This is a genomic window from Rhizobium sp. BK619, assembly GCF_014195245.1.
Lineage (GTDB): Bacteria > Pseudomonadota > Alphaproteobacteria > Rhizobiales > Rhizobiaceae > Rhizobium > Rhizobium acidisoli.
Map to the genome: position 1 here is coordinate 374,949 of NZ_JACIBH010000003.1, position 24,891 is coordinate 399,839.

Consider the following 24,891-nt stretch of genomic DNA (forward strand, 5'->3'; position numbering starts at 1 on the left):
GGCCCGCGGCACGTTATCGCGCCTCCGCCCGGCGGGCGGAAAGTGCGGCGACCGCCTGCACTTCGGTCAGCAGCCGCACCGGATCGACCGGCTTTACCATCACCCGGTTGGCGCCGTTCAGCAACACCTGGCGGCGCGATTCGTCGCTCTTGTCGGCGGTCAGCACAATCACCGGTACCGAAGCCAGATCGAGCCGTCTTTCGTGGCCACGCAGGCGTCCGAGCATGTCGATGCCGTTGCCGCCGGGCATCGACAGGTCGCTGATGATGATATCGGGCCGGGCATTCGCCTCGCAGAGAGCGCAATCGAGCAGCGCCTCGAAATCCTCGACATGGCGCACCTTATGCCCGCCCTTCTCCAGCACGACGCGCACCAGCATGGCGTTGATCGGATCGTCCTCGCCAAGCAGGATGTTGAGCCCGCTGGCGGCAACCATTGTCTCCGCCACAGAAAGGCCGAAGCCCGGCTGGTTGTCGTTCAGCGCGTCGCGCTTTTCCATGCCGCGCATGCGCCCGCGCAGCACGTCGATCAGCGACTGTTCGCGCAGCGGCCGGATGAGCCAGGCATCGAAGAGGTCGAGCGGATGGGCGCTGCGTTCTTCCGGATTGACGAGCAGGACCTTGCGCAGGCCAAGGGCGGCGATTTCGGCGCGATCGGCAAGATGGGCGGCAAATTCCGCCGACATGCGATGGTCGATGATGATATCGGTCGGCCGCTTTCCGCTATCGGCCAAGCCGAGCAGCGTCGCCCGCGCGCTCTCGCCGTCGGCGACGAGATGGCAGAGGCCGCCGAGCGTGGTGATCGTCTCGGCGATGGCGGTGCGCGCAGCACCTGTCGGCGCCAGGAGCACGACGCTGTTGCCGGCAAGCAGCGTATTGCGCCGGTCGGGGCGCTCGCTGCCGATATCGACAGGGAAGCGGATGGTGAATTCGCTGCCTCTGCCCTTTTCGCTGGCAACCGTCAGCGTGCCGTTGAATTCGCGCATGATGCGGGCAGAGATGGCAAGGCCGAGCCCGGTGCCGCTGCTCCTGTCGGCAACGGTCCCGCCCTGCTCGAACTCGCCGAAGACACGCGCCTGCTCCTCCGCCGTCATGCCGGGGCCGCTATCGGTGACGGTGATCGACAGGTCGTCCGCATCGAGCGACGCGCGAATGAAGACGCCGCCGACCTGGGTGAACTTCACCGCATTGCCGATGACGTTGAACAGAACCTGGCGCAGCCGCGCCGGGTCGAAGCTCATATTCTCCGGCACGTCTGAGGATACCGTGGCGCCGATCTCGATGCCTTTTTCATGCGCCCGGTGGGCGAGCATCTCGACAACGCTTTCCAGAAGCTTGCGCAGCGATTCCGAGCGCGGGTGCAGCGCGAAGCGGCCGACCTCGATGGTGGAGAAATCGAGCAGATCCTCGACGAGCTGCGTCAGTGCATGGCCGGACTGGCGGATATTGGCGAGATAGTCCTGCTGCTCCTGCGTTAGCCGCGTCTCGGCGAGCAGATGCGTCATGCCGAGCAGGCCGGAAAGCGGCGTGCGCACCTCGTGGCTGACGGTGGCAAGCAGCCTCGATTTGGCGGCGCTGTTATATTCGGCCTTCTGGCGGGCCTCCTCGCGGCCCTGCGCGATCAGCCGCTCGTCGGTCACATCACGCGCGACGCTCTGCAGCAGCAGCCGGCCGTTTGCCGGGTCGCGGGTGACGACGTCGCGCCAGAGAAAGATGCGCTGGCCGTCCGGCGTCGAGATCTCGACATCGAAGCAGTGCGGAATCGGGCCGGGGCGAAAGGCAAGTCCGATCTCCTCGCAACTGTGTCCTTCCGGACGCAGGCGCCCGGTCAGGCGGCGAAACGTATCGTTGGCGGAGATGATGCGCCGGTCCATGCTGCGGCTGACGGTGATATCGCCGAGCACGTCGTGGACGTCTGCAAACAGCTTGGCGCCGTCGTTCCAATCCGGCAGGGATTTGCCGCCGCTGGGGGGCCTGCGCCGGCGAAACATCAGGACGGCGTAGCTGGCGATGACGGCAAGGCCGAGGACGACAAGACCGCCCGAAAGCAGCAGAGGATCGCCGGCATGGGCAAGCAGCGTCAGGATCATTGCGGCAAGCAGGCCGGCGCCCCCAAGCCAATAGACCAGCAGGCGCCGTGTCGCTGCAGACCCCACCTTGCCGTCATCGGCCGCTTGAGGCGCCGATGCGCCGCGTCGCGAGAAGAACTCCGCCATCCGCTCTTCACGCGGCTTGGCGGCGGGTCCGCCGAAGGCGGCGGACAATCTTTCCTGCAACTGTCCCAGATTCTGCATGCAATCTGGCTAACATGAGGCCTCTTCCGAATGCCTTCAGGAATTCGATAAGATTTTAGCGGCCGGCCTTTTTCGGCAGCAGCAGCTCGTCGAGAATGACGCAGCCAGCCCCGATGGTGATGAAACTGTCGGCGAGATTGAACACCGCGAAGGACCAGCTGTCGGTGTAAAACAGGATGTAATCGATCACGTGGCCATAGGCGAAGCGGTCGACGAGATTGCCGATCGCGCCGGCGATGATCAGCGCGTAACCGAGATGGGCGAGCCAGCGGTCTTTCGCCGTGCGGTACCACAGCCAGATGACGAAGGCGACGATGATCAGCCGCATGCCGACGATGAACCAGCCATCCATGCCCTCCAGCATCGAAAAGGCGACGCCGAGATTATAGGTGCGGTAGAGTGCCAGCATCGGAATAACCGGCACGGCCTCCTGCAGCGGCAGGTAATGATCGACAGCGATCTTGACGATCTGGTCGAGGAGAACGGCGACGATGATGAAGAAGAGGATCGGCGCCGGGCGTGAAAACAGCGCGGGGCGGGCAGGCGTCAGTTCGGTCATTTGCCCTCGGCAAGTGAGAGGAGATGGCGGCGCGCCTCGAAAAGCATGACGGCGGTGGCGACGGCGAGGTTCAGGGAATCGGCGCGGCCCTGCTGCGGAATGCGGGCAAGCGCGTCGGCTTGCCCGGCCAACTGGTCCGGCAGGCCGGATTGCTCATTGCCCATCAGCAGCACGACGGGCTTTTTCCGGTAGTCGATGGTGCGGTAATCGACCGCGCCGGCAAGATGCGTCGCGACCACGGAAACGCCGGCCGATTTCCGCCAGGCGATGAACTCCTCCGGTGTTGCCCGCGCCACCGGAACGGCAAAGACCGAGCCCATGGTGGCCCGCACCGTTTCGAGTGAAAAGGGATCGGTGGTCTCTCCGACCAGAATGATGCCGGAAGCGCCGGCCGCATCGGCTGTGCGGATGATGGTGCCGAGATTGCCGGGGTCACGCACCCGGTCGAGCGCCACCCAGGTCTCGCCATCCCTCGGCCGAATGTCCCGCAGCGGCATCCAGCGCTGCTCGAAGATGCCGACGACCATCTGCGGATTGTCGCGCCGGGTGATCGAGGCGATCACCTTTTCGCTGACTTCAAGCACCAGCCCGCCCGAGGCGACGGTCCTTGCCGCCATCTGCTCGACCAGCGGCTTGCCCTTGGCGGCTTTGGCATAGACCAGCGTGCGGATCGTCCAGCCGAGTTCGATCGCATCGATGACGAGCTTCAGGCCTTCGGCGAGGAATGTTCCGCTTTCCTCCCGCGACTTCTTGTTCGTCAGCGCCTTGATGTCCTTGATGATCGGATTGGCCAGCGAGGTGACTTCCTTCACCTGCCCGACCCTGCGCGGTCCCTGATCGTGGAAGTCCTTGCTCATTTCGGCACCCAGCGGGAAAAGAGGGAGGTGGAAAGCGCGCGGCCCGGCGTTTTGCCGTCGAGTCCGGCTTCGCGGATGACCAGCTCGCCGGATTCGACCGCGCCGCCGGCGCCCCGCATCGTCTCGCGCATCAGCTCGTGGATCGAATAGAAGCTGGCGCGGATCGAATAGGCGGTCAGCACCAGGCCGACCGCCTTCGGCGACAGGATCTCGCGGCAGACATCGAGCATCAACGGCAGATGCTCGAAGAGATGCCAGACTTCGCCGTTCGGGCCGCGGCCGAATTTCGGCGGATCGGTGAGGATGATGTCGTACTGGCTGCCGCGGCGTTCCTCGCGCAGGATGAATTTCATCGCATCCTCGCAGATCCAGCGGATCGGCAGTTTCTCCATGCGCCCGAGCGCCTGGTTTTCCCGCGCCCAGGCGATCGCCTTCTTCGAGGCGTCGACATGGGTGACTTCGGCGCCGGCCGCGGCGGCAACCAGCGAGGCGACGCCGGTATAGCCGAAAAGGTTCAGCACCTTCAGCGGCCGGCCGGCCTTTTCGACCTGCTCCTTCATCCAGCTCCAGTGCACGATCTGCTCGGGGAAGACGCCGACATGACGGAAAGAGGTGAAACGGCCGAGGAAATCGACGCCAAGCAGGTTGAGCGGCCAGGTCTCGCCGAGCGCCTCCTTCGGGAAGCGCCAGCGACCGCTGCCTTCCTCGTCGGTGTCGCCGGTGAAGGCGGCATCGACTTTTTCCCAGACATGCAAGGGCAGCGACGGCCGCCACAGCGCCTGGCCTTCCGGGCGGATGATACGGTAGGGGCCGTATTGCTCCAGCTTTTCACCGTTGCCGCTGTCGATCAGGTGGAAGTCGCCGGCCCCGAGCGATTCGAGGATCACCGGCACGCGCTCAGCCGGTCGCTCGCCGCTGCGTGTCATCAGCGGCCGTTCGGGGGCGGCAGGCACGGCAGCCTCGCGCACAGTCTCGCGGGCAGCCGCAGGCCGCGCGACCGGCTTCGGCGGCCGACTGGCCCGATCGTCCCTGCGGCTTTCACCGGAAGGACCTGATGTCTTCTTCTGGCCCGGCCGGCGTTCTTTTTGTTTCAACGTGCTCTTCCGCGTCTCTGTCGGGATATGGTGAGAGCGCCTGCATCTTCTGCAGCGCCCCTTGAATTATGCAGTAGCCCAGAAAAGCGTGCCGGATCAACTGCGCGCCGGCGCGGCATGTATTTCAAGCCTCGGTTGACCGCCTGCGAAGCCAGCTTTCCGCCGCATAAAGGGCTGCGACATGCATCGACTGCATGATGACCGTGCCGGACTGGAGGTCGCTGAGGATGGCGGCAAGATCCGCAAACAACAGCTCGGCCTTCTCGCCGGGGTCGAAATGCGGTTCGCCGGCCCGGCTGAGGCCGAGTGCCAGCCAGCTCGTCACCGCGTTGCTGTGGCTTGCGGCATTCGGGTAGGAGGTGAGCAGTTTGACGAAGGTCGAGGCCTCATAACCGGTCTCCTCCCGGAGTTCGCGCCGGGCTGCCGCCATCGCCGCTTCGCCGGTCTTGCTGTCGCCGGGCTCGACACCGCCGGCGACGAGCCCGTGGATGATCTCGCCGCGGCCGTGCCGGTATTCCCGCGTCAGCAGCACGCGCCCGTCGGGCATGACAGGCACGACGTTGATCCAGTCGGGATAGTCGAGCACATGGAAGGGCGCGACGACGGTCCCGTCGGCGGTGACGCAGTCGTCGCTTCGCAGCCGGATCCAGCGGTCCTCATATGTGATGCGGCTTGCCGTCACGCTCCACGGCTTCAATTCGTCACTCATCGCCAGTTCCTTGCTCCGGAACGAGCGGGATAACATTCCTCTCCGCCTGGCAAAAGCCTTTCCCGCTGGGATAAGGTGAACGAATCGGAGATGGGGCTGTCGAATGGATTTCACCGGCGAAGAACGCATCGCCGCACCGCGGGATGTCGTCTGGGCAGCGCTCAACGATCCCCAGATCATGCGCGGCTGCATTCCCGGCTGCCAGGGCATCGAGCGGCTGTCGCCGGATACCTTCGAGGCGACGATCAAGGTCAAGTTCAGCCTGCTGTCGGCCACCTTCCATGGGCTGCTGACGCTGTCCAATGTCGATGCGCCGAACAGCTACACGCTGTCGGCCGAAGGCAAGGGTGGTCTTGCCGGCTTCGCCAGGGGAGCCGCCGATGTCGTGCTCGAAGAAAGCGGTGCCGAGACCACCCTGCATTATCGGGCAAAAGCCGAGCTCGGCGGCAGGCTTGCCCAGTTCGGCGCACGCCTGCTCGATGCGACCTCACAGCGGCTCGCCGAAGGGTTCTTTTCGGATTTCAATGCCGCCGTCGTCGCCAAGATGGCGGCCGGCTGATCCCGGCCAGACGCCACGCGCTTTGGGCTTGGCGCGGCATGGACCATGGGTTAAATCGACGTCATGACGTGGACAATCAGGCCGCCGCGGGCGGAAGACCAGGAAATGCTCGCGGAGATTTATCTTTCCGTGCGCCGCGAAACATTCGTCTGGGTCGATCCCGGCAAGTTCCATCGTGAGGATTTCGCCGCCCATACCAATGGCGAGACGGTCTTCGTCTGCGAGCATGAAAACAGTGGAGTAGCCGGCTTCCTGTCGCTCTGGCCGGCCGATGATTTCATCCACATGCTCTATATCAGCCCGGATTTCCAGGGCTTTGGCGCCGGTACGGCGCTGCTGCAGGCGCTGCCGGAATGGCCAGACCACCGCTACCGGCTGAAGTGCCTGGTGAAGAACCGGCGGGCGAAGGCTTTCTACCTCGCTCACGGTTTCCGCGTGACCGGCAACGGCACGTCGCCGGAGGGCGACTATGAGGAACTGAGCTTTTCTCCGGTCTGACCGCTGCCGAAGCGTCGCCGAAACCGAGCCGGTTATCGTGCCGGCAGCTGCCCGGCGATTTCCTCGGCGCGGCTCTTGTGGCGGTCGGCCTCGCCCTGCCAGCGGATGGCTTCCTTGGCCTCGGTGCGGGCGCGTTTGCGGTGTTTGCCCTGGCTGAACCAGGTGGCGGCCGAGCCGATCAGCATGCCTGCGATCAGCGCAACGACCAGGAAGACGAAGAAGGGTGCAGAAACCGCAAGCACCTGATCTTCCGGCCGGAATGGATTGAAGGCGAGCGTAACGCTTTGCCGGTTGGCGACGCAGAAGACGATGAGGATGACGCCGAGCGGCAGCAAAATCAATAGGTTGACGATCTTCTTGGCCATTGGCGCTCTCCATGCGTCGGATGGCGCCGCCCTTTCTGAGCGGCGCAGTGTAACTACGCATCGGCCCCGAAAATCGATTCCGATTTTCGGGGCCGATGCGTTAGCAGAATAGGAAAACGGTCTTCGAGATCAAGTGCGGATTCGCCGCAGGCGGCGTGCGCCGCTCAATCCTCTTCGTCGGCCTGGCCAGGATTGAGCCGCTCGCGCAGCTCCTTGCCGGTCTTGAAGAAGGGAACCCACTTCTCCTCGACGAAGACGGTATCGCCGGTGCGTGGGTTGCGGCCGGAGCGGGACGGGCGGTTCTTGACCGAAAACGCGCCAAAGCCGCGCAATTCGACGCGGTTGCCCGCAGCCAGTGCATCCGTGATCTCGTCGAGAACCGCGTTGACGATATTCTCGACGTCGCGATGATAGAGATGCGGGTTGCGCGCTGCAACAATCTGCACCAATTCGGACTTGATCACGTTCGCCCCCTTAAATTATTGATTTCTTATCAATCGCGGCCAACCTGCCAAACTGAAAGCAGCCCGTCAAGAAGCAACTTTGGGGGCAGGATTCCATTGATATCCTGGCCTTTCAAGAGATCATCATAACCGAAGATCGTAATCAACCGCGAAACAGCCCCAGCGAGCAGAAAGGGCGTGTTGCTCTTCTTGTCCCAGTCGACCATCGGCAGGTCGGCATCGACGCCGCGCGATTTGAGATAGGCCCGGATTTCCGGCTCGCCGCCGATCGTATCGACGAGTTTCACCTTCAGCGCCTGGCGGCCGGTATAGATCGTGCCGTCGGCGAGTTTCAGCACCTCGTCGCGCGGCAGCTTGCGCCGGTCGGCGACCAGATCGACGAACCAGTTATAGCTGTCGACCACCATGTTGCGGATCATTGCCTTGGCCTCCTCGCTCGCCTCGTGGAACGGCGAGGGCTCGGCCTTCAGCGGCGAGGATTTGATCTCCTGCAGCGAGACGCCGATCTTGTCGAGCAGCGGCTGGATCTGCGGATACTGGAAGATGACGCCGATCGAGCCGGTGATCGAGCTGTCGCCGGCAATGATCGTATCGCCGGCGGTGGCGATCATGTAGCCGGCGGACGCGGCAAGCGTGCGCACGTCGGAGACGACGGGTTTCTTGGCTGCGATCGCGCGGATCGCCTTGAAGATCTTTTCGCCGCCATAGGTGGTGCCGCCGGGCGAGGAGATCGAAATCACCGCGGCCTTCACCTGATCGCTGGTCTCGACCTTCTTCAGCCGCTCCAGAAGCTCGTCATCGTCGACGATCAGCCCCGATATCGTCACATGGGCGATATGCGGACGCTCTGTTCCGGCATTGCCGAAGGCGAAGCTGTAGAAGGCCAGACTAAGCGCCACGATGAGGGCGACTGCGACGATACGCCAGAAGCCGAGCTTGCGGCGCAGCCGCCGGCGATCGGCGATGATCGAACTGTCCATGAGAAACCTCCAGCGCTGGCCCGGCTTCGGCATGCCGCCGATCGATCCGGTGAAATAGGTGGCAGCGGCGCGTACGAATGCCACTTTTTGATGTTTTTCCGTTTTGTTGCTTGTTGCAGAAAAAATTCCATATTGGCAAGCCAATGTAATAATGCGAAACGAACTGTGATTGGCGGCCGGCTTTGTTACGAGGCGCGGCAATCACCGCACATGGAACGAGACCTATGCTCGATACCCTGAAGAACAACGGAAATGCCGCCTATGCGGGCTCCGGCCGGAGCGCCTATGGCGATGCGTTGTTCCATTCCGCCCGCGTGCGGCGGCTGAAGATTTTGCTGCCGGTGGCAGCCCTCATCATCGCGGCTGCCCTCCTGGCGGTGGCGTTGGTCAGCATCTATCTGCCCGAAAACGTCAAGTTCGAAGGCGCCAAGATCGAAAACGGCAAGGTCGTGATGGAAAAGCCGGCGATCGCGGGCCGCAATTCCGACGGCATCAATTATTCGATGCTCGCCGAACGGGCGTTGCAGGATATCCGCAATCCCGATCTCATCACGCTGGAGACCATCAAGGCCGCCGTGCCGATGAATGACGGCCTGATCGCCCGCGTCGTCGCCTCGACCGCCGATTACAACCGCGCCACCGACAACCTGCATATGACCGCTCCTTTCACCCTGGTGCTGAGCAGCGGCCTCAACGCGAATTTCCAGTCCGCCCGCCTCGATATCAAGGGCGGAAACATGCGCAGCGACGACCCCGTCACCATCACCAAGGACAATGCCTCCATTGTTGCGAAGACGCTCCAGATAACCGATAAGGGGCGGGTGATCACATTCGAGGGGAATGTTCGCATGAATGTCGATCCATCCACCATCCATAAACAGGGCACTTAACCAGCCGGGTCATCCATGACAAAAGATTGTCGCATTTCCACTTGCAAGACTGGCTTGGCGTTCATTGCCGGCGCATTTGCCCTTGTTCTGACGGCCTCGGGCGCGGGCGCGCAGCAGGCGGCCACGATGTCGGGCATGAAGCTTTCCAACGACCAGCCGATCCAGATCGAAAGCGACAAGCTGGAAATCCACGATCAGGAACACACGGCTTTGTTCACCGGCAAGGTCAAGGTCGTTCAGGGGACGACGACGATGCAGTCCGGCAAGATGACCGTCTATTACAAGGACAAGGCGGCCAAGCCGGCCGCCGACGGCACGCAGCCCGCCGCGCAGCCGCAGCAGTCGGCCTCGCTGGCATCGGGCAGTGCCGATATCGACAAGATCCTGGTGACCGACAAGGTCCTGCTGACATCGGGCACGCAGACGGCGACCGCCGATGACGGCAAATTCGATATGGCCTCGCAGACATTCATCCTCACGGCGGATCAGGGCAACAAGGTTATTCTGTCGGATGGGCCGAACGTCTTCACCGGCTGCAAACTGACCGTTCACATGCAAACCGGTCAGGCGGAGCTTGAAAGCTGCGGCGGGCGTGTCCAGATTCAGCTCGATCCAAAATCGCAGCCGAATGCGCAGCAGAAGCAGAACTGAGAAGCCGGCCTCCCACGTGAAATTATCATCGCTATCCACCATGTTCGGCCAGCCCGAGCCACAAGCTGCGGGCGGCGCCGACAAAAGCCGCTATCAGGGAACGTTGATCGCACGCGGTCTGACGAAGACCTATGCGACGCGGCGCGTCGTCAATGGCGTCTCGCTGGTGGTGCGCCGTGGCGAGGCCGTCGGCCTGCTCGGCCCGAACGGCGCCGGCAAGACCACCTGTTTTTACATGATCACCGGCCTCGTGCCGGTGGATGAAGGCACGATCGAGATCGACGGCAACGACGTCACGAAAATGCCGATGTACCGCCGCTCCCGCCTCGGCGTCGGTTACCTGCCGCAGGAAGCCTCGATCTTTCGCGGCCTGACGGTAGAAGAAAATATCCGCGCCGTCCTTGAAGTGCACGTCAAGGACAAGGCCGAGCGCGAGCAGAAGCTGAACGAGCTGCTGGAAGAATTTCATATCCAGAAGCTGCGCAAGAGTGCCGCAGTTGCCCTGTCGGGCGGTGAGCGCCGCCGTCTCGAAATCGCCCGCGCGCTGGCGACCGACCCGACCTTCATGCTGCTCGACGAACCCTTCGCCGGCGTCGACCCGATCTCGGTCGCCGACATCCAGAATCTCGTCCACCACCTGACGGCGCGCGGCATCGGTGTTCTCATCACCGACCACAATGTGCGCGAGACGCTGGGTCTGATCGACCGGGCTTACATCATCCATGCCGGTGAAGTGCTGACGCATGGCCGGGCGAATGACATCGTCAACAATCCGGAAGTGCGCCGGCTTTACCTCGGCGACAATTTCAGCCTCTGAACGGCCGATCCTTCAGAAATTCACCTTGCGGCATAGTTCCGCTTGACCAAATACAACAAAAGAGCAATTTTTGGGCCAAGTTGGATTTCCGTGGCCTGAAGCCTTGATCGGACGCGGTTTCCCGGAGGAATTGAGGGAGTTTCGCGTCCGTCATGGCACTGTCCGCCAGTCTTTTCCTGCGCCAGAACCAATCGCTGGTGATGACACCGCAGCTGATGCAATCCATCCAGCTGCTGCAGATGACTCATGTCGAACTCACCCAGTTCATCGCCCAGGAAGTGGAGAAGAACCCGCTGCTCGAATTTCCGTCGAATGACGGCGAGGCGGGCGCAGAACGCGGTGAATCCGAGGACGAGCCCTATGGTCATTCTCCGGAGGATGCGGGCTCGGACGATGGCTACGACAACCGCACCGACGCGCTCTCCAGCGACTGGTACGACAATGGCGGCAGCGCCAGCACCAGCCGTCTGAACGACGAGCTCGACGCCAACTATACCAATGTCTATCCCGATGACGGCGCGCCGCAGCGCCTCGATGCGCCCGAACTCGTCGGCCAGTGGAAATCGATGCCGGGCAGCGGCGGCGAGGGCGCCGATTACGACCTCGACGATTTCGTCGCCGGCCAGGTGTCGCTGCGCGATCATCTTGCCCAGCAAATCCCCTTCGTCCTGCCCGATATGGCCGATCGGCTGATTGCCCAGAACTTCGTCGATCAGCTCGACGATGCCGGTTATCTGCAAGTCGATCTCGTCGAGACCGGCGAGCCGCTGGGCACGAGCCTGACTGCGGCCGAGCGTGTGCTTGCCGCCCTTCAGACGCTCGATCCGCCCGGGGTTTTCGCCCGCAGCCTCTCGGAATGCCTGGCGATCCAGCTGAGGCAGAAGGACCGGTACGACCCCGCCATGCAGGCGCTGGTCGAAAATCTCGAACTGCTGGCGCGGCGCGATTTTGCCACGCTGAAGCGGCTCTGCGGCGTCGATGAGGAAGACCTTCTCGATATGCTCGGCGAAATCCGGCAGCTCAATCCCAAGCCCGGCAGCGGTTTCGAGACCGGCGTTTCCGAAGCGATCATGCCCGATGTGGTCGTCCGGCCTTCCCTCGAGGGCGGCTGGCTGGTCGAGCTCAATCCGGATACGCTGCCGCGCGTCTTGGTCAACCAGTCCTATTTTGCCCGCGTGACCAAGAATGGCGACGATCACGCCTTCCTTTCCGAATGCTTGCAGAGCGCCAACTGGCTGACGCGCAGCCTCGACCAGCGGGCAAAAACCATCATGAAGGTGGCAAGTGAGATCGTCCGCCAGCAGGATGCCTTCCTGCTGAATGGCGTCGACCACCTGCGCCCGCTGAACCTGAAGACGGTCGCCGAGGCGATCAAGATGCACGAATCCACCGTCAGCCGCGTCACCTCGAACAAATACATGCTGACGCCGCGCGGCCTCTTCGAGCTCAAATATTTCTTCACCGTCTCGATCAGCGCGGTTGCCGGCGGCGACAGCCATTCGGCCGAGGCGGTGCGTCACAAGATCCGCGCGCTGATCATGCAGGAGAGCCCTGACGCGGTGCTTTCCGACGACGATATCGTCGACATGCTGAAGAAGGGCGGTGTGGATCTCGCCCGCCGCACGGTTGCCAAATACCGCGAGGCTATGAACATCGCCTCCTCGGTCCAGCGGCGCCGCGAAAAACGCGCGCTCGCCAAGGTCGCCGGTTTCTGACGCCGCAATGCTTCGGTCTTGATCGAAGCATCCAGCTCCAAATCCCCGTTATCTCTCCGACGTCTTCAACGAACTGGGGAAAGCCGACCATGACGCCGCAAAATCCGAAGCTTGCCAGGGAGCTTCTCCTGCTGCTGGCGCTGGCGACCCTCTGGGGGTCCTCCTATACTTTCATCAAGATCGGTGTCGAGACGATCCCGCCGGTGACTTTGATCGCCGTCCGCACGCTGATTGCCGGCGGCATCCTGCTTATCGTCCTTCGCTACCGGCGAATCCGCCTGCCCACTGACGGCGAGACGTGGCGGCGGTTTGTCGTTCAGGCCTGTCTGAACAGCGTCATTCCCTTCACGCTGATTGCCTGGGCGGAACAATCCGTTGATGCCGGGCTGGCGGTGATCCTCAATTCGGCAACGCCGATCTTCACCTTCCTGCTGACCGTGCTGATAGCCCGCCATGAGCAGGTGACGGCGCGAAAGCTTTTCGGCGTGATATCAGGGCTTGCCGGCATCTGCCTGGTCATCGGCGTCGAGGTGCTCGGCGGTCTCGGCGAAAGTCTGCTGGCGCAGCTCGCCATCATCCTGGCGACCGCCTGCTATGCGGGTGCGGCGATTTTCAGCAAGAACTTCAAGGGGCTCGATCCCGCCGTGCCGGCGGCCGGCTCGTTGATCTCGGGCGCCGTCATTCTCTTGCCGGTCAGCCTCGTCGTCGACCGGCCGTGGACGCTCGATCCCTCGGCCGCATCGATTCTGGCGCTGCTGGCTCTTTCCGCCTTTTCGACGGCGCTTGCCTTTGCGATCTATTTCCGTCTCGTCCAAACGTTGGGCTCGGTCGGGACGACGTCGCAAGCCTATCTCAGGGTGCCGATCGGTGTCGCGATCGGGATCGTTTTCCTCGGCGAAAGGCTGAGTCCGACGGCCTGGATTGGACTCGTTTGCGTCATTTTCGGTGTCGCAGCCATGACGATCCCGGCGCGGGTTAGAGCAACCACAGCGAGAATCAACTAGAAATCGTTGGCAAGCGGCCGGTGAAATATGTTGTAATTACAGTATAATCGCTGCGTGCCTCGCGTGTATTAGTGATGCCGATTTTTCGCCCTATTGACTTTTCAACGGCGGCTGGCTAGAAGCCCGCCGCAATCGATGCCGCAAACGGCGTCTGGAGTTATCCCCAGCATCAGAAGGGCACCAAGGACCAGCAGGCTGACGCCGATCTTGCTTGAGATTGCGCGAAGTGCTTGGATGAACCTGAGGCTTGGCGTAAACTGATACCCGCAAACGACGATAAGAAGGGAAACTCCATGAGTGTGCGTGTGTCCGGTAAACATATGGAAATTGGTGACTCGTTCCGTCAAAAGATCGAGGACCAAATTGGTATGGCCATCACGAAATACTTCGACGGGGGATATTCGGGTCAGGTGACCGTGGAAAAGGCGAGTTCTCGTTACTCGGCAGACTGCAAGCTTCATCTCGACAGTGGGGTGGTGCTGCATGCGGCCGGCGAGGCGACGGACCCGCTGCTGGCTTTCGACGCCGCTTCGGAGCGCATCGAAAAGCGGCTGCGCCGCTACAAGCGCAAGCTGAAGGACCATCATGCCGGAAACCATCTGAACGGTTTTGCAGAAGTCTCCTACACGGTCATGGATTCCGTTCCTGACCACGAGGATGAAATCCCCGACGATTTCGCGCCCGCCATCGTCGCCGAAAGCACGAAGCAGCTGAAGACCATGTCGGTCGCCACCGCCGTGATGGCGCTCGACATGACCGACGAGCCGCTTCTCCTGTTCCGCAGCCCCGGCAAGGAACATTTGAACATCGTTTACCGTCGGCACGACGGAAATATTGGCTGGATCGATTCAGCCAATATCAAAGGCTGAGATCAGGCGGTGAGCGGCGGTATCGCCGCCGCTCGTTGCATTTGATCCCGGCGACAGAAGGAAAAAGAAATGGCATTGGCAGATTTGCTCCATCAGGATGCGATCATTCCCGCCCTCAGAGTAAATTCCAAGAAACAGTTGCTTCAGGAATTGGCCGCTAGAGCCGCCAGGATTACCGGGCTCTCCGAACGGGAGATCTTCGACGTCATCCTGCAGCGCGAACGCCTTGGCTCGACCGGCGTCGGCAACGGCATCGCCATTCCTCACGGCAAGCTGGTCAACATCCATTCGATCGTCGGCATCTTCGCCCGGCTGGAGCAGCCGGTCGATTTCGAAGCCCTGGACGACCAGCCTGTCGACCTCGTCTTCCTGCTGCTGGCGCCGGAAGGTGCGGGCGCCGATCATCTCAAGGCCCTGTCGCGGATCGCCCGCGTGCTGCGCGATCACGATCTGGTCGCCAAGCTGCGCGCCACCGATTCCGCTTCGGCAATCTACGCCTTCCTCAACGAGGAGCAGACGTCGAACGCTGCCTGAGCGTCATTCATGCCTGAAATGCAAAAGGCGCCGGCTCATCCCGGCGCCTTTTGCATGATAAGGACCTGATGCTCAGAACTCTTCCCAGCTATCCTGCGCCACGGCAGCCGAACCGCGCGATGGAGCAGCCGCGCGGCGGACCGCGGGGGTGGCGCGAGGCGAAGCGGCCGAGGCGGTCGGCGCCCGCATCTGCTGGGCAACCGAGGTCAGTGCTGCGGCATTGCTCGAGCCTGCGACCTTGAATCGGGTAGCAAGCGCCTTCAGCGTCTGCGCCTCGTCGTTGAGGGCGACGCTGGCGGCGGTGGCTTCCTCCACCATCGCCGCGTTCTGCTGCGTCACCTGGTCCATCTGGTTCATGGCCTGGTTGATCTCCTTCAGGCCAACGGCCTGTTCGCTGGCCGATGCCGAGATCTGGCGGATGAGGTCGTTGATGCTCATGACCTGTTCGGCGATCTTGTGCAGCGTGCCGCCGGCCCGCCCGACGAGATCGACGCCTTCCTTGACCTGGACGGCCGAGGTGTTGATCAGCGTCTTGATTTCCTTGGCGGCATTGGCCGAACGCTGCGCCAGTTCGCGCACCTCCTGGGCGACGACGGCAAAGCCCTTGCCGGCTTCCCCGGCACGCGCCGCCTCGACACCGGCGTTCAGCGCCAGCAGGTTGGTCTGGAAGGCGATCTCGTCGATCACGCTAATGATCCTCGAAACTTCCGTTGAAGACTGTTCGATGCCCTGCATCGAGGCGATCGCCTTCTGCACCACTTCGCCGGACTTTTCGGCATCCTGGCAGGCGAGGTTGACGTTGTCGGCGGCCGTGCGGGCGTTGTCGGCGCTGGAATCGACCTGGGCGGTGAGTTCGTTGAGTGCGGCCGCCGTCTCCTCAAGGCTTGCTGCCTGCTGTTCGGTGCGCTTGGCGAGGTCGGAAGCGCTGTTGCTGATCTCGCCGGTGCCCAAACCGATATTGGCGACGCTTAGGTTCATCGTATTGATGGTTTCTTCGAGGCTCGCAAGGGCGGCGTTGAAGTCCTGTTTCAGCTTGCCGTATTCGCCGGGGAAATCATCGGTGATGCGGTGACTGAGATTACCCTGCGAGAGCGCCGAAAGGCCGGCGCCGACGATCGAGACGATATGGCGCTGCAGCGATACCGATTGCTGGCGTTCCGATTCCGAACGGCCTCGCTCGGTCTCCGCCGCCTGCCGCTCCCTGGCGGCCTCGTCTTCGAGACGACGGCTGTCGGCGAGCGTGAAGCGGAAGCCTTCGAGTGCCTTGGCGACCGAACCGATTTCGTCGGTACGGTCCTGGGCGGCGACCGGTTCGTCATATTTGCCGTCGCCGAGCGCTTCGACGCTGGCAACCAGCCCGCCGAGCGGCCGCTGCACCAGCGAGCGGACGGCGAAATAGAGCGCCAGCATCACCGCGCCGAGCACGATCAGGCCGTTGACGATCATCATGGTGGTCTGATCCTGCACCGGTGCGTTGATCGCCGTATGCGGCACATCGACGAGTACGATCCAGGTGGCGTTGACGCCGGGAACCGCGAACGGATAGACGACGCGGTCGAAAGGATCGAGGCCGTCATAGGTCAGGTTCCGAACGAGGCCTGGCTGTTTGCTCGACAGCGCCGACTTGACGGTGTCGGCGCCTTCGCCGTCATACTGCTTGGTCATCAGGTCGGGGATCGGCGCGACGATCCAGTTGCCGGCCTGCGACAGCAGCGTGACGCGGCCCGAGCCGAAGGGATGCAGCGCCTGCAGCTTGTCGGTCAGCGATTTCAGCGAGATGTCGACGCCGCCGACGCCGATCATCTTGCCACCCGACATCACGGGATAGGCGATCGAGGTCAACAGCGTCGGAACGTCGGTGCCTTCGGCCATATAAGGCGTGGTGATCGCGCCCTTGCCGCTGTCGGCAGCGAGCTTCCACCATTCGGCGGTATAATCATTGTCGAACGTCGAATATTGGATGCCGCCGTCCTTGGTTTTCGACCAGTAGGGCGCAAACGCGCCGTTCTTGTTGGTGCCCTCATCATTGTTGTTGGCGATCTCGGTGGTCTTGCCGTCAAGCGCGCCGAGCTGTTCGCAGAACCAGCTGCCGAAGGCGAAGGCGTTCTGTTCGAGATTGGCCTTCAGCACGTTGATCATGCCCTTGCGATCGAGCGACTTGCCTTCATGGCCGCGGCCGATGACGCCGGACATGGTGCGCGCGGCGCTGGCGAGTTCGCCGACATTGGCGGCGATTTCATTGGCGATCGATTTCGCCTCGAGGTTGGCCTGATCCATCGTCAGCGTCTGGACACGGTCCCGGGTCTGGCCAATGAGGAAAAAGTTCGAAACGACAAGGACAAGCGCGATGGCGATGCCGGTGATGACGATGAGTTTCGCAGCAAGCGATTTCATGCGGAAAATGGACATGGGAATCCTCGGGCAAGGATGCGCCGAACGGGCATTCTCCGGCGCAGGAGCAAAGGCATCGCCCCGTCATGGAGCCGCCGCCTGCAGCGCCGCGCATCTTTTAAAGACGCGCAAAGGACGCCGCAGCATTTGAATTATGCAGTGGACGGCCGGATCAAAGGCATGTGTCACCGGCGACCAGCAGCAACATCGCCGTGGATCTGTTAAATTTGAATGAAACTTGAGCCGTGCGCCGCGGCAAAACCGCAAGAATTCCCCTTAAAATTAAGGGCTCTGCCGGCGGCTTCGCAAAGAGACGCGGCTTATATCCTGGCTGCGACGTCCTCACCCAAAGGGATCGAAGGCTGCGCCCCGGATTTGAGGCAGGCGAGTGAACCGGCAACGGCCGCACGACGCAACGCCGAGGCAAAATCCAGGCCCTCGTCGAGGCTCGCCGCGAAATAGCCGCAGAAAGTGTCACCGGCGCCGACTGTGTCGACCGGTTCGATCTTCAGACCCTGCGCCCTTGAGATCGCCCCGTCGCGGATGGCGATGACGCCGTCGCCGCCAAGCGTCACGATCAGCGTCTGGCCGGTTTCGGCATGCAGTCGTGTCAGGGCTGCTTCGCGCGCTGGTGTGTCCATGCCGTCCTGTCCGGCGAGCCGCTCGAACTCGGTCTCATTGGCAATGACGATATCGGCAAGCCGGCCGAGACGCGGCGCATCGGGAATCAAGGGAGCAAGGTTGAGGATGCTGGTGACGCCCTTGGCGCGGGCGGCCGAGAGCGCGCGTTCGACAGCATCAGCCGGCACTTCGAACTGCAGCATCAGGATATCGCCTTCCGTCATGCCGTCGATCGCCGTCTCGGCATCGTTAGGGGTGACCATGCCATTGGCGCCGGGAACGACGGCAATCATGTTTTCACCGTCGCCGCCGACAAGGATCAGCGCCGTGCCTGTGGGACCGTCGACATGCTTGACCAGAGAAAGATAGGTTCCCGCATCATCGAGCAGGGCAAGGGCATCGGCGGCGAAGCTATCCTTGCCGACGGCGCCGGCCATATGGACATAGCGGCCGGCGCGCCGCGCGGCCAGCGCCTGGTTGGCGCCCTTGCCGCCGGCAGCGGTGGCAAAACCATTGCCGGCCACCGTCTCGCCGGGCTTCGGCAGACGTTCGGTGGTGGCGATGAGATCCATGTTGATGGACCCGAAAACTGTGATCATCAGGGGTGTTCCGTCCTTTGGCGCATGCGGGCGAGACACTGCCCGAAGCGGTCACTCCTCGTCAACCACCCTGAGCTTGAGAAGACCGGTGCGGCTTTCCACCGATTTGGCTGCGGGTTCGGTGTCGCGGCCCGGTTTGCTGTCGCCGCCGGCCTCGAATTCCAGTGCTTCGATCTTGGCGCCGCGCTTGGTCAGTTTGTCGGCCGAGGTAACGACCATGTCGATGTCCTTCTGCGCCATGGCGAAATGGCCCTGCAGCTTGCGCACCCTCTCGTCGAGGCGGCTGAGATCGTCCATCAGGATCGCCACTTCGCCCTGGATCAGATGCGCCTGCGCCCGCATGCGCTGATCCTTGAGCACGGCCTGGATAACCTGGATCGACAGCATCAGCAGCGACGGCGAGACGATGACGATGCGCGCGCGGTGCGCCTTCTGCACCACCGGCTCGAAGTTTTCGTGGATCTCGGCGAAGATCGATTCCGACGGCACGAAGAGAAAGGCCGTATCCTGGGTTTCCCCCTGGATCAGATATTTCTCGGAAATGTCCCTTATATGGACTTCCATGTCGCGGCGGAACTGCTGGCCGGCGATCTTGCCGGCCTCCGGGCTGCCGGCGTCACGGATCGCGTTCCAGGCTTCGAGCGGAAATTTCGCATCGATCACCAGCGGCGGCGCGCCGTTCGGCATGCGGATTGTGCAGTCGGGCCGCGAGCCGTTCGACAGCGTCTGCTGAAAGGCATAGGCGCCCATCGGCAGGCCGTCGGCGACGATGGTTTCCATTCGCGACTGGCCGAAGGCGCCGCGCGTCTGCTTGTTGGAAAGAATGGCCTGCAGCCCGACGACATCCTTGGCAAGCGTCTGAATATTGTTCTGCGCCGCATCGATCACCGCCAGCCGCTCCTGCAGCCGCTGCAGATTCTCATGCGTCGATTTGGTCTGCTCGGTGATCGTCGAGTTGACGCGCTGCGACATGCCGTCGAGGCGTTGGCTGATCGCCTGGTTGAGCTCGCTCTGCCGCGCGCCGAAGACTTCGGTCATCGCCGCGATACGGCCTTGCATCTCCGCCTGGATCCTTAAAAGCTCGGCCATGCGCGCCTCGCTTTCTTCAGCGCGAAAACTCGCCTCCTCGGCCTGCTCGCGGCGAAGACTTGCGCCCCGCAGCAGAAGCACGATCACCAGAAGGACGAGGGCCAGGAGAATGCCGCCGGCAAGCGCCAGCATGGCCGGGCTGATCGAGGCAAACGACAGAGTGAACGAATCGGAATTGACAGACATGCCGCAACCATACCAGAAGAGACGGCAATATATAGATCAAAACGTGAACGGAATTGGCGGTCCCCAATATCCTCGCAGGCGGCTCCTGCCCGCGCCTGCGGAAAATTGCGGCCCGAGTTGACGATTGCGCGGTCGGCGAGGATTGTGCCGTCTTCGCTCAAAAGTCCGCCAGCTCATCCGGCGGCTCGCCGCGAATATGGCGAAATTCCGGGCGGGGATGCAAAAAAGCGTCTTCCCCGCCCGCCGGATAATTCCATAGTCGGAAAAGATGGGTTATGGGAACGCCATGACCATCAAGCCACTCATCATTCTTCCCGATCCTATTCTCCGCCAGGCCTCCAAGCCGATCGAGCGGGTCGATGCCGACCTGCAGCGTCTTGCCGACGATATGCTGGAAACCATGTACGACGCGCCGGGCATCGGCCTTGCAGCGATCCAGATCGGCGTGCCGCGCCGCATGCTCGTCATCGACGTGTCGCGCGAGGGCGAGGAAAAGCAGCCGCAGGTCTTCATCAACCCGGAGATCGTCAAATCCTCCGACGAGCGCTCGGTCTATGAGGAGGGCTGCCTGTCTATCCCGGATTATTATGCCGAGGTCGAACGCCCCGCTGTCGTCTCGGTCAAATATCTCGACCGGAACGGCAAGGAACAGACGGTGGAAGCCGATGGCCTGCTCGCCACCTGCCTGCAGCACGAGATCGACCATCTGAACGGCGTGCTGTTCATCGATTATATCTCGCGGCTGAAGCGGGAGATGGTGATCAAGAAATTCACCAAGGCGGCGAAGTCCAAGGCGCTCTGAGCATCGCATTGAAATTTCGCCGGCGAGGCACTATGATATCACTGATATCATAGTGGAGGTGCCGATGGGTGACCTGCTGATCAGAAATATTTCCGAAGCAATGAAGCGCGACATTGCGGAAGCGGCACAGCGCAGCGGGAACAGCCTTTCCGACGAGGTCAAGGAGCTTTTGCGTGAAGCGCTTCACAGAAAGACCGAAGCGGAGCCCAAGACCGTATCGGTCTATGACGCGATACGCGCCGCTTTCGTAAGCGAAAACGCCGTAGACGATGAATTCGTAGCCATCATGGAAGAGATCGAAGTCGCGCGGAAAAACGATTTCGGCCGGCCGTTCGAGGATTTCGAATGATCGTGCTCGATACCAATGTGGTTTCCGAGTTCGCCCGCCCATTGCCGAATGAAAATGTAAAGGCCTGGATGTTGCGGCAGGACGGCTCGAGAATCTGGCTTTGCACCGTCGGCTTGATGGAGCAGATCTACGGAGCCGAAAGAGTTCTCTTGAAAACGGGATCGGACCGCTTCTTTCGCGCCATCGAGAATTTGATAAAAGGCCAATTTCGCGACCGTATCGCCGGCTGGGATCTGGAAGCCGCCATGGCAACCGGTCGCTTGCGGGCGAAACGCGAAAGCTTGGGGCGGCCGATTTCGGTCCAGGATGCGATGATTGCCGCCATCTGCCTTGCAAACGGTGCTACGCTCGCCACCCGCAACACCAGAGATTTCGAGGGGCTTGATCTCAAGCTCGTAAACCCGTTTGAAGACGGCTGATCCTCAATTGGCGAGATAGAATGTCTCTTAGCATCATTTTCATGGGAACCCCGGAGTTCTCGGTTCCGACCCTTCGCCTGCTCGTCGATGCCGGGCACAGGATCGTCGCCGTTTATACGCAGCCGCCGCGGCCGGGCGGGCGGCGCGGGCTCGATCTGCAGAAATCGCCGGTGCATCAGGCGGCCGAACTGCTCGGCCTGCCGGTCTTCACGCCGGTCAATTTCAAGGATCCCGAAGAGCGCGAGAGGTTTGCCGCCCTCAAGGCCGATGTCGCCGTCGTCGTCGCCTATGGTTTGCTGCTGCCGGAAGCGGTTCTGAACGGCACCCGCGACGGCTGCTATAACGGCCATGCCTCGCTGCTGCCGCGCTGGCGGGGTGCGGCTCCCATCCAGCGGGCGATCATGGCGGGTGATGCGGAAACCGGCATGATGGTGATGAAGATGGACAAGGGCCTCGATACCGGCGCCGTGGCGCTGACCCGAACAGTCGAGATCGGCCCGCACATGACGGCAGGCGAGCTGCACGACCGGCTGATGCAGGTCGGCGCCAAGGCGATGGCCGAAGCCATGGTGAAGCTGGAGATGAACGACCTGCCGCTGACGCCGCAGCCGCAAGATGGCGTGCTCTATGCCGCCAAGATCGACAAGGCCGAAACCCGCATCGATTTCGCCAGGCCTGCCCTGGATGTGCACAATCATATCCGCGGTCTGGCACCATTTCCCGGCGCCTGGTTCGAACTCGAGATCGGCGGCAAGCCGGAGCGCGTCAAGGTGCTCGGCTCGGAGCTGGCTGAGGGCGAGGGGATAGCCGGGCAATTGCTGAGCGACGATCTCGTGGTCGCCTGCGCCTCCGGTGCTGTGCGGCTGACCAGGCTGCAGAAGGCAGGCGGCAAGCCGCTGGCGGCGGCCGATTTCCTCAGGGGCACACCGCTTGCCGCCGGCATGAGGCTTTCCTGATGCCGCGTTTCCGCATGACGGTCGAATATGACGGCGGCCCTTATGTCGGCTGGCAGCGGCAGGAGAACGGCCCCTCGGTGCAGGGCGCGATCGAAGCCGCGGTGCTGTCGCTGACCGGCGAGGCCGTTTCGATCCGCGGCGCCGGCCGCACCGATTCCGGCGTCCACGCCATGGGCCAGGTGATCCATGCCGATCTTTCGAAGGCATGGTCGCCGTATCAGCTGCAGAATGCCTTGAACGCGCATCTGAGGCTTGCCGGCGAGCGTGTTTCCATTCTCGATGTCGAGTCGGTTGCGGAATTCTTCGATGCCCGTTTCTCGGCGCTGCGCCGCCACTATCTCTACCGCATCGTCAGCCGCCGGGCGCCGCTGGCGCTTGAAGCCGGCAAGGCCTGGTGGGTGCCGAAGGTGCTCGACCACGAGGTCATGCACGCCGCCGCCCAGAGGCTGGTCGGCCGGCACGATTTCTCCACCTTCCGCGCCGCCCACTGCCAGGCAAACAGCCCGGTGCGCACCCTCGACCGGCTGGATGTGACACGCAGCGGCGAGCTGATCGAGATCCGCGCCACGGCGCAGAGTTTTCTCCACAACCAGATCCGCTCCTTCGCCGGCACGCTGAAGCTCGCCGGCGAAGGCAAATGGACGCCTGACGATGTCGAGGCCGCCCTTGAGGCGCGCGACCGCAAGGCCTGCGGCCCGGTGGCGCCGCCCGACGGGCTCTATTTCCTGCAGGTGGATTATCCTGAGGTGATCGTCGACCGGCGCAGGCCGGTCAGCGAGACCGATGACGATCAATCGTAAGCGCGATCACACCGGATAGATGCCGAGGAAGTGCTGCAGATATTCCGAAAGGATCATCGACGGCACCAGCAGCACCAGCGTCATTGCCCCGACCATCAGCGGATGGCCGTGGCAGATCATCCGCAGAATGCGCGCCAGCACGAAGACCTGCGCCAGCATGAAGGCAAGCAGCAGCAGCGAGACGAGGCCGACGGAGCCGGGAAGGAAGACCACCATCGCCAGCAGCAGCCCGTTGATATAGGAGAGCGGCACGCCGAGCCAGTTGACGCTGACGACGACAGGGGCGAAACGCTCGCCCATGCGGAAGGCAAGCAGCAGCAGCCCGGCAAAAACCAGCGGCACGAACCAGTTGGCGAGCTCGACGAAGCCGAGCCTGACATAGAAGGCAAAGCCGACATCGGCTTCCGGCGGCATCGACCGCAGAAAGACCTGTCGCCACCAGAGCCAGGAAATGCCCATCGGCGGCAGGCACCAGGCGATCGCCCAGAACGAGCGGTTGACGCCGCGCTCGGACAAATCGAGGTAGCGGAAGCCGCGCGGATCCAGCCGGATCAGCAGCCAGAGGCCGGCCAGATAGTATTGGACTTCCCTAAGCCCCGGCATTGGCGAACCAGTGGGCAATGAAGGTCTCGTAGATCGCCGTCAGCGTCTCCAGATCGGAAACGGCGACGCGCTCGTCGACCATGTGCATCGTCTGGCCGACGAGGCCGAACTCGACGACCGGGCAATAATCCTTAATGAAGCGTGCATCCGACGTGCCGCCGGTGGTCGAAAGCGCCGGCGAGCGGCCGGTGACACCTTCGACGGCTGAGGACAGCGAGGCGATCAAACCATTGTTGCGCGTCAGGAAGACATGGCTCGGCCGGTCGGCCCAGACGATATCGTATTTCACCGGTTCGCGGCCCGGCCGCAGCCGGCCGTCGCCGGCGGCGGCGTCGAGGCGCCGCAGGATTTCGGCGCGCAGCGTCTCGGCCGTCCAGCTGTCGTTGAAGCGGATGTTGAAACTGGCCGATGCCTTGGCCGGAATGACGTTGGTCGCCGGATTGCCGACATCGACCGTGGTCACCTCGAGGTTCGAGGGCTGGAAATCGTCGGTGCCGCCGTCGAAGGGCGGATCCATCAGCGCCTGCGTCAGCTGCAGCATGCCGCGCACCGGATTGTCGGCAAGATGCGGATAGGCGGCATGCCCTTGGACGCCATGCACGGTGATCTTGCCCGACAGCGAGCCGCGCCGGCCGATCTTGATCATGTCGCCCAGCCTGTCCGGATTGGTGGGCTCGCCGACCAGGCAGGCGTCCCAGCGCTCGCCGCGTTCGGCCGCCCACTGCAAAAGCTTGATTGTGCCGTTGATCGCCGGGCCTTCTTCATCGCCGGTGATCAGGAAGGAAATCGACCCCTTGGACGGCCCGTTTTTCTCGATATGGCGGGCGACGGCGGCGACGAAGCAGGCAATGCCGCCCTTCATGTCGACGGCACCGCGGCCGAAGAGCTCGCCCTTCGATATCTCGGCGGCGAAGGGCGGATGCGTCCAGGCGGCTTCGTCGCCGACCGGCACGACATCGGTATGGCCGGCAAACATCAGATGCGGGCCGTCCTTGCCGAGACGGGCATAGAGGTTTTCAATATCGGCGGTTCCCGCTTCGCTCGCTTTCACCTTGTCGACGGTGAAGCCGAGCGGCGCAAGCATGGCGTTGAGCGCCGACAGGGCGCCACCTTCGGCTGGAGTTACCGAGGGGCAGCGAATCAGCGTCTGAAGATTGGCGACGGGATCGGTAGCGGTCATGGCGTCGAACTATCCGGCGGGAATGGCAAAGACATGGC

General features: G+C 62.6%; 27 protein-coding genes. 14 read left to right on the top strand and 13 right to left on the bottom strand.

Features of this window, described 5'->3' with window-relative positions:
• Positions 1-13: 13 nt before the first annotated feature.
• From FHX14_RS07545 to FHX14_RS07565, 5 genes are all read right to left on the bottom strand, one after another.
• Positions 14-2,293 (bottom strand): ATP-binding protein, encoded by a 2,280-nt coding sequence (locus FHX14_RS07545; RefSeq protein ID WP_184376735.1) that lies wholly within the window; start codon positions 2,291-2,293, stop codon positions 14-16.
• 55 nt (positions 2,294-2,348) lie between these two features.
• The gene (gene lspA, locus FHX14_RS07550; RefSeq protein ID WP_054182026.1) at positions 2,349-2,852 is read right to left on the bottom strand and encodes a signal peptidase II; all 504 of its coding nucleotides are present in this window, start codon (positions 2,850-2,852) and stop codon (positions 2,349-2,351) included.
• Complete coding sequence (locus FHX14_RS07555) at positions 2,849-3,709, bottom strand: RNA methyltransferase (RefSeq protein WP_184376736.1); 861 nt, start codon at positions 3,707-3,709, stop codon at positions 2,849-2,851. Before FHX14_RS07555 ends, lspA begins: the two co-directional genes overlap by 4 nt.
• Positions 3,706-4,803 (bottom strand): class I SAM-dependent methyltransferase, encoded by a 1,098-nt coding sequence (locus FHX14_RS07560; RefSeq protein ID WP_184376737.1) that lies wholly within the window; start codon positions 4,801-4,803, stop codon positions 3,706-3,708. The genes FHX14_RS07555 and FHX14_RS07560 overlap by 4 nt, the downstream gene beginning before the upstream one ends.
• A 124-nt stretch (positions 4,804-4,927) precedes the next feature.
• Positions 4,928-5,512 (bottom strand): NUDIX hydrolase, encoded by a 585-nt coding sequence (locus FHX14_RS07565; RefSeq protein WP_184376738.1) that lies wholly within the window; start codon positions 5,510-5,512, stop codon positions 4,928-4,930.
• A gap of 103 nt (positions 5,513-5,615) precedes the next feature.
• Between FHX14_RS07565 and FHX14_RS07570 the strand changes: the two genes are divergently transcribed.
• Together FHX14_RS07570 and FHX14_RS07575 are read left to right on the top strand one after the other, a co-directional pair.
• Positions 5,616-6,071, top strand: a complete 456-nt coding sequence (locus FHX14_RS07570) for a carbon monoxide dehydrogenase subunit G (RefSeq protein WP_184376739.1) — start codon at positions 5,616-5,618, stop codon at positions 6,069-6,071.
• Between the two features lie 63 nt (positions 6,072-6,134).
• Positions 6,135-6,569 (top strand): GNAT family N-acetyltransferase, encoded by a 435-nt coding sequence (locus FHX14_RS07575; protein WP_184376740.1) that lies wholly within the window; start codon positions 6,135-6,137, stop codon positions 6,567-6,569.
• Positions 6,570-6,601: 32 nt separating this feature from the next.
• Here FHX14_RS07575 and FHX14_RS07580 read toward each other — a convergent pair whose 3' ends face one another.
• The 3 genes from FHX14_RS07580 to sppA form a co-directional block, all read right to left on the bottom strand.
• Positions 6,602-6,934 carry a LapA family protein gene (locus FHX14_RS07580; RefSeq protein WP_003570781.1) on the bottom strand — a complete coding sequence of 111 codons (333 nt, stop codon included), beginning with the start codon at positions 6,932-6,934 and terminating at the stop codon, positions 6,602-6,604.
• A gap of 164 nt (positions 6,935-7,098) precedes the next feature.
• The gene (locus FHX14_RS07585) at positions 7,099-7,398 is read right to left on the bottom strand and encodes an integration host factor subunit beta (protein WP_003544934.1); all 300 of its coding nucleotides are present in this window, start codon (positions 7,396-7,398) and stop codon (positions 7,099-7,101) included.
• A 29-nt stretch (positions 7,399-7,427) separates the two neighbouring features.
• The gene (gene sppA, locus FHX14_RS07590) at positions 7,428-8,378 is read right to left on the bottom strand and encodes a signal peptide peptidase SppA (protein ID WP_184376811.1); all 951 of its coding nucleotides are present in this window, start codon (positions 8,376-8,378) and stop codon (positions 7,428-7,430) included.
• A gap of 224 nt (positions 8,379-8,602) precedes the next feature.
• On the opposite strand from sppA, the gene lptC reads away from it, so the two are divergent.
• From lptC to ptsN, 7 genes are all read left to right on the top strand, one after another.
• Entirely contained in the window at positions 8,603-9,268 is a 666-nt protein-coding gene (gene lptC / locus FHX14_RS07595; protein WP_012556395.1) for an LPS export ABC transporter periplasmic protein LptC, read from the top strand.
• Between the two features lie 15 nt (positions 9,269-9,283).
• A complete protein-coding gene (locus FHX14_RS07600) occupies positions 9,284-9,919 on the top strand; it encodes an LptA/OstA family protein (RefSeq protein ID WP_003588956.1) in 636 nt (211 codons plus the stop codon).
• 40 nt (positions 9,920-9,959) lie between these two features.
• Positions 9,960-10,736: an LPS export ABC transporter ATP-binding protein gene (lptB, locus tag FHX14_RS07605; protein WP_003588955.1), complete on the top strand. Its 777-nt coding sequence runs from the start codon at positions 9,960-9,962 to the stop codon at positions 10,734-10,736.
• Positions 10,737-10,888: 152 nt separating this feature from the next.
• Positions 10,889-12,451 (top strand): RNA polymerase factor sigma-54, encoded by a 1,563-nt coding sequence (gene rpoN, locus FHX14_RS07610; RefSeq protein ID WP_184376741.1) that lies wholly within the window; start codon positions 10,889-10,891, stop codon positions 12,449-12,451.
• Positions 12,452-12,540: 89 nt separating this feature from the next.
• On the top strand, positions 12,541-13,455 hold the full coding sequence (locus tag FHX14_RS07615; protein ID WP_184376742.1) for an EamA family transporter: 915 nt from the start codon (positions 12,541-12,543) through the stop codon (positions 13,453-13,455).
• 293 nt (positions 13,456-13,748) lie between these two features.
• The gene (gene raiA / locus FHX14_RS07620) at positions 13,749-14,324 is read left to right on the top strand and encodes a ribosome-associated translation inhibitor RaiA (RefSeq protein ID WP_003588952.1); all 576 of its coding nucleotides are present in this window, start codon (positions 13,749-13,751) and stop codon (positions 14,322-14,324) included.
• A gap of 69 nt (positions 14,325-14,393) precedes the next feature.
• On the top strand, positions 14,394-14,858 hold the full coding sequence (gene ptsN, locus FHX14_RS07625) for a PTS IIA-like nitrogen regulatory protein PtsN (protein WP_003570770.1): 465 nt from the start codon (positions 14,394-14,396) through the stop codon (positions 14,856-14,858).
• Between the two features lie 72 nt (positions 14,859-14,930).
• Here ptsN and FHX14_RS07630 read toward each other — a convergent pair whose 3' ends face one another.
• From FHX14_RS07630 to FHX14_RS07640, 3 genes are all read right to left on the bottom strand, one after another.
• Positions 14,931-17,267, bottom strand: a complete 2,337-nt coding sequence (locus tag FHX14_RS07630; protein ID WP_184376743.1) for a methyl-accepting chemotaxis protein — start codon at positions 17,265-17,267, stop codon at positions 14,931-14,933.
• A gap of 302 nt (positions 17,268-17,569) precedes the next feature.
• A complete protein-coding gene (locus tag FHX14_RS07635) occupies positions 17,570-18,469 on the bottom strand; it encodes a ribokinase (protein WP_184376744.1) in 900 nt (299 codons plus the stop codon).
• A 51-nt stretch (positions 18,470-18,520) separates the two neighbouring features.
• On the bottom strand, positions 18,521-19,744 hold the full coding sequence (locus FHX14_RS07640; RefSeq protein ID WP_184376745.1) for a DNA recombination protein RmuC: 1,224 nt from the start codon (positions 19,742-19,744) through the stop codon (positions 18,521-18,523).
• A gap of 286 nt (positions 19,745-20,030) precedes the next feature.
• Here FHX14_RS07640 and def point away from each other — a divergent pair, with 286 nt between their 5' ends.
• The 5 genes from def (at position 20,031) to truA (ending at position 23,070) form a co-directional block, all read left to right on the top strand.
• Entirely contained in the window at positions 20,031-20,546 is a 516-nt protein-coding gene (gene def / locus FHX14_RS07645; RefSeq protein ID WP_003588946.1) for a peptide deformylase, read from the top strand.
• Positions 20,547-20,610: 64 nt separating this feature from the next.
• Positions 20,611-20,895 (top strand): plasmid stabilization protein, encoded by a 285-nt coding sequence (locus FHX14_RS07650; protein WP_184376746.1) that lies wholly within the window; start codon positions 20,611-20,613, stop codon positions 20,893-20,895.
• Positions 20,892-21,314 (top strand): type II toxin-antitoxin system VapC family toxin, encoded by a 423-nt coding sequence (locus FHX14_RS07655; RefSeq protein ID WP_184376747.1) that lies wholly within the window; start codon positions 20,892-20,894, stop codon positions 21,312-21,314. The genes FHX14_RS07650 and FHX14_RS07655 overlap by 4 nt, the downstream gene beginning before the upstream one ends.
• A gap of 20 nt (positions 21,315-21,334) precedes the next feature.
• Complete coding sequence (fmt, locus tag FHX14_RS07660) at positions 21,335-22,270, top strand: methionyl-tRNA formyltransferase (protein ID WP_184376748.1); 936 nt, start codon at positions 21,335-21,337, stop codon at positions 22,268-22,270.
• A complete protein-coding gene (truA, locus tag FHX14_RS07665; protein WP_184376749.1) occupies positions 22,270-23,070 on the top strand; it encodes a tRNA pseudouridine(38-40) synthase TruA in 801 nt (266 codons plus the stop codon). Before fmt ends, truA begins: the two co-directional genes overlap by 1 nt.
• A 6-nt stretch (positions 23,071-23,076) precedes the next feature.
• On the opposite strand, the gene FHX14_RS07670 is transcribed toward truA, so the two are convergent.
• Positions 23,077-23,673, bottom strand: coding sequence for a hypothetical protein (locus FHX14_RS07670; RefSeq protein ID WP_184376812.1), 597 nt, complete (start codon positions 23,671-23,673; stop codon positions 23,077-23,079).
• Complete coding sequence (gene dapE / locus FHX14_RS07675) at positions 23,660-24,853, bottom strand: succinyl-diaminopimelate desuccinylase (protein WP_184376750.1); 1,194 nt, start codon at positions 24,851-24,853, stop codon at positions 23,660-23,662. The genes FHX14_RS07670 and dapE overlap by 14 nt, the downstream gene beginning before the upstream one ends.
• Positions 24,854-24,891 lie beyond the last annotated feature (38 nt).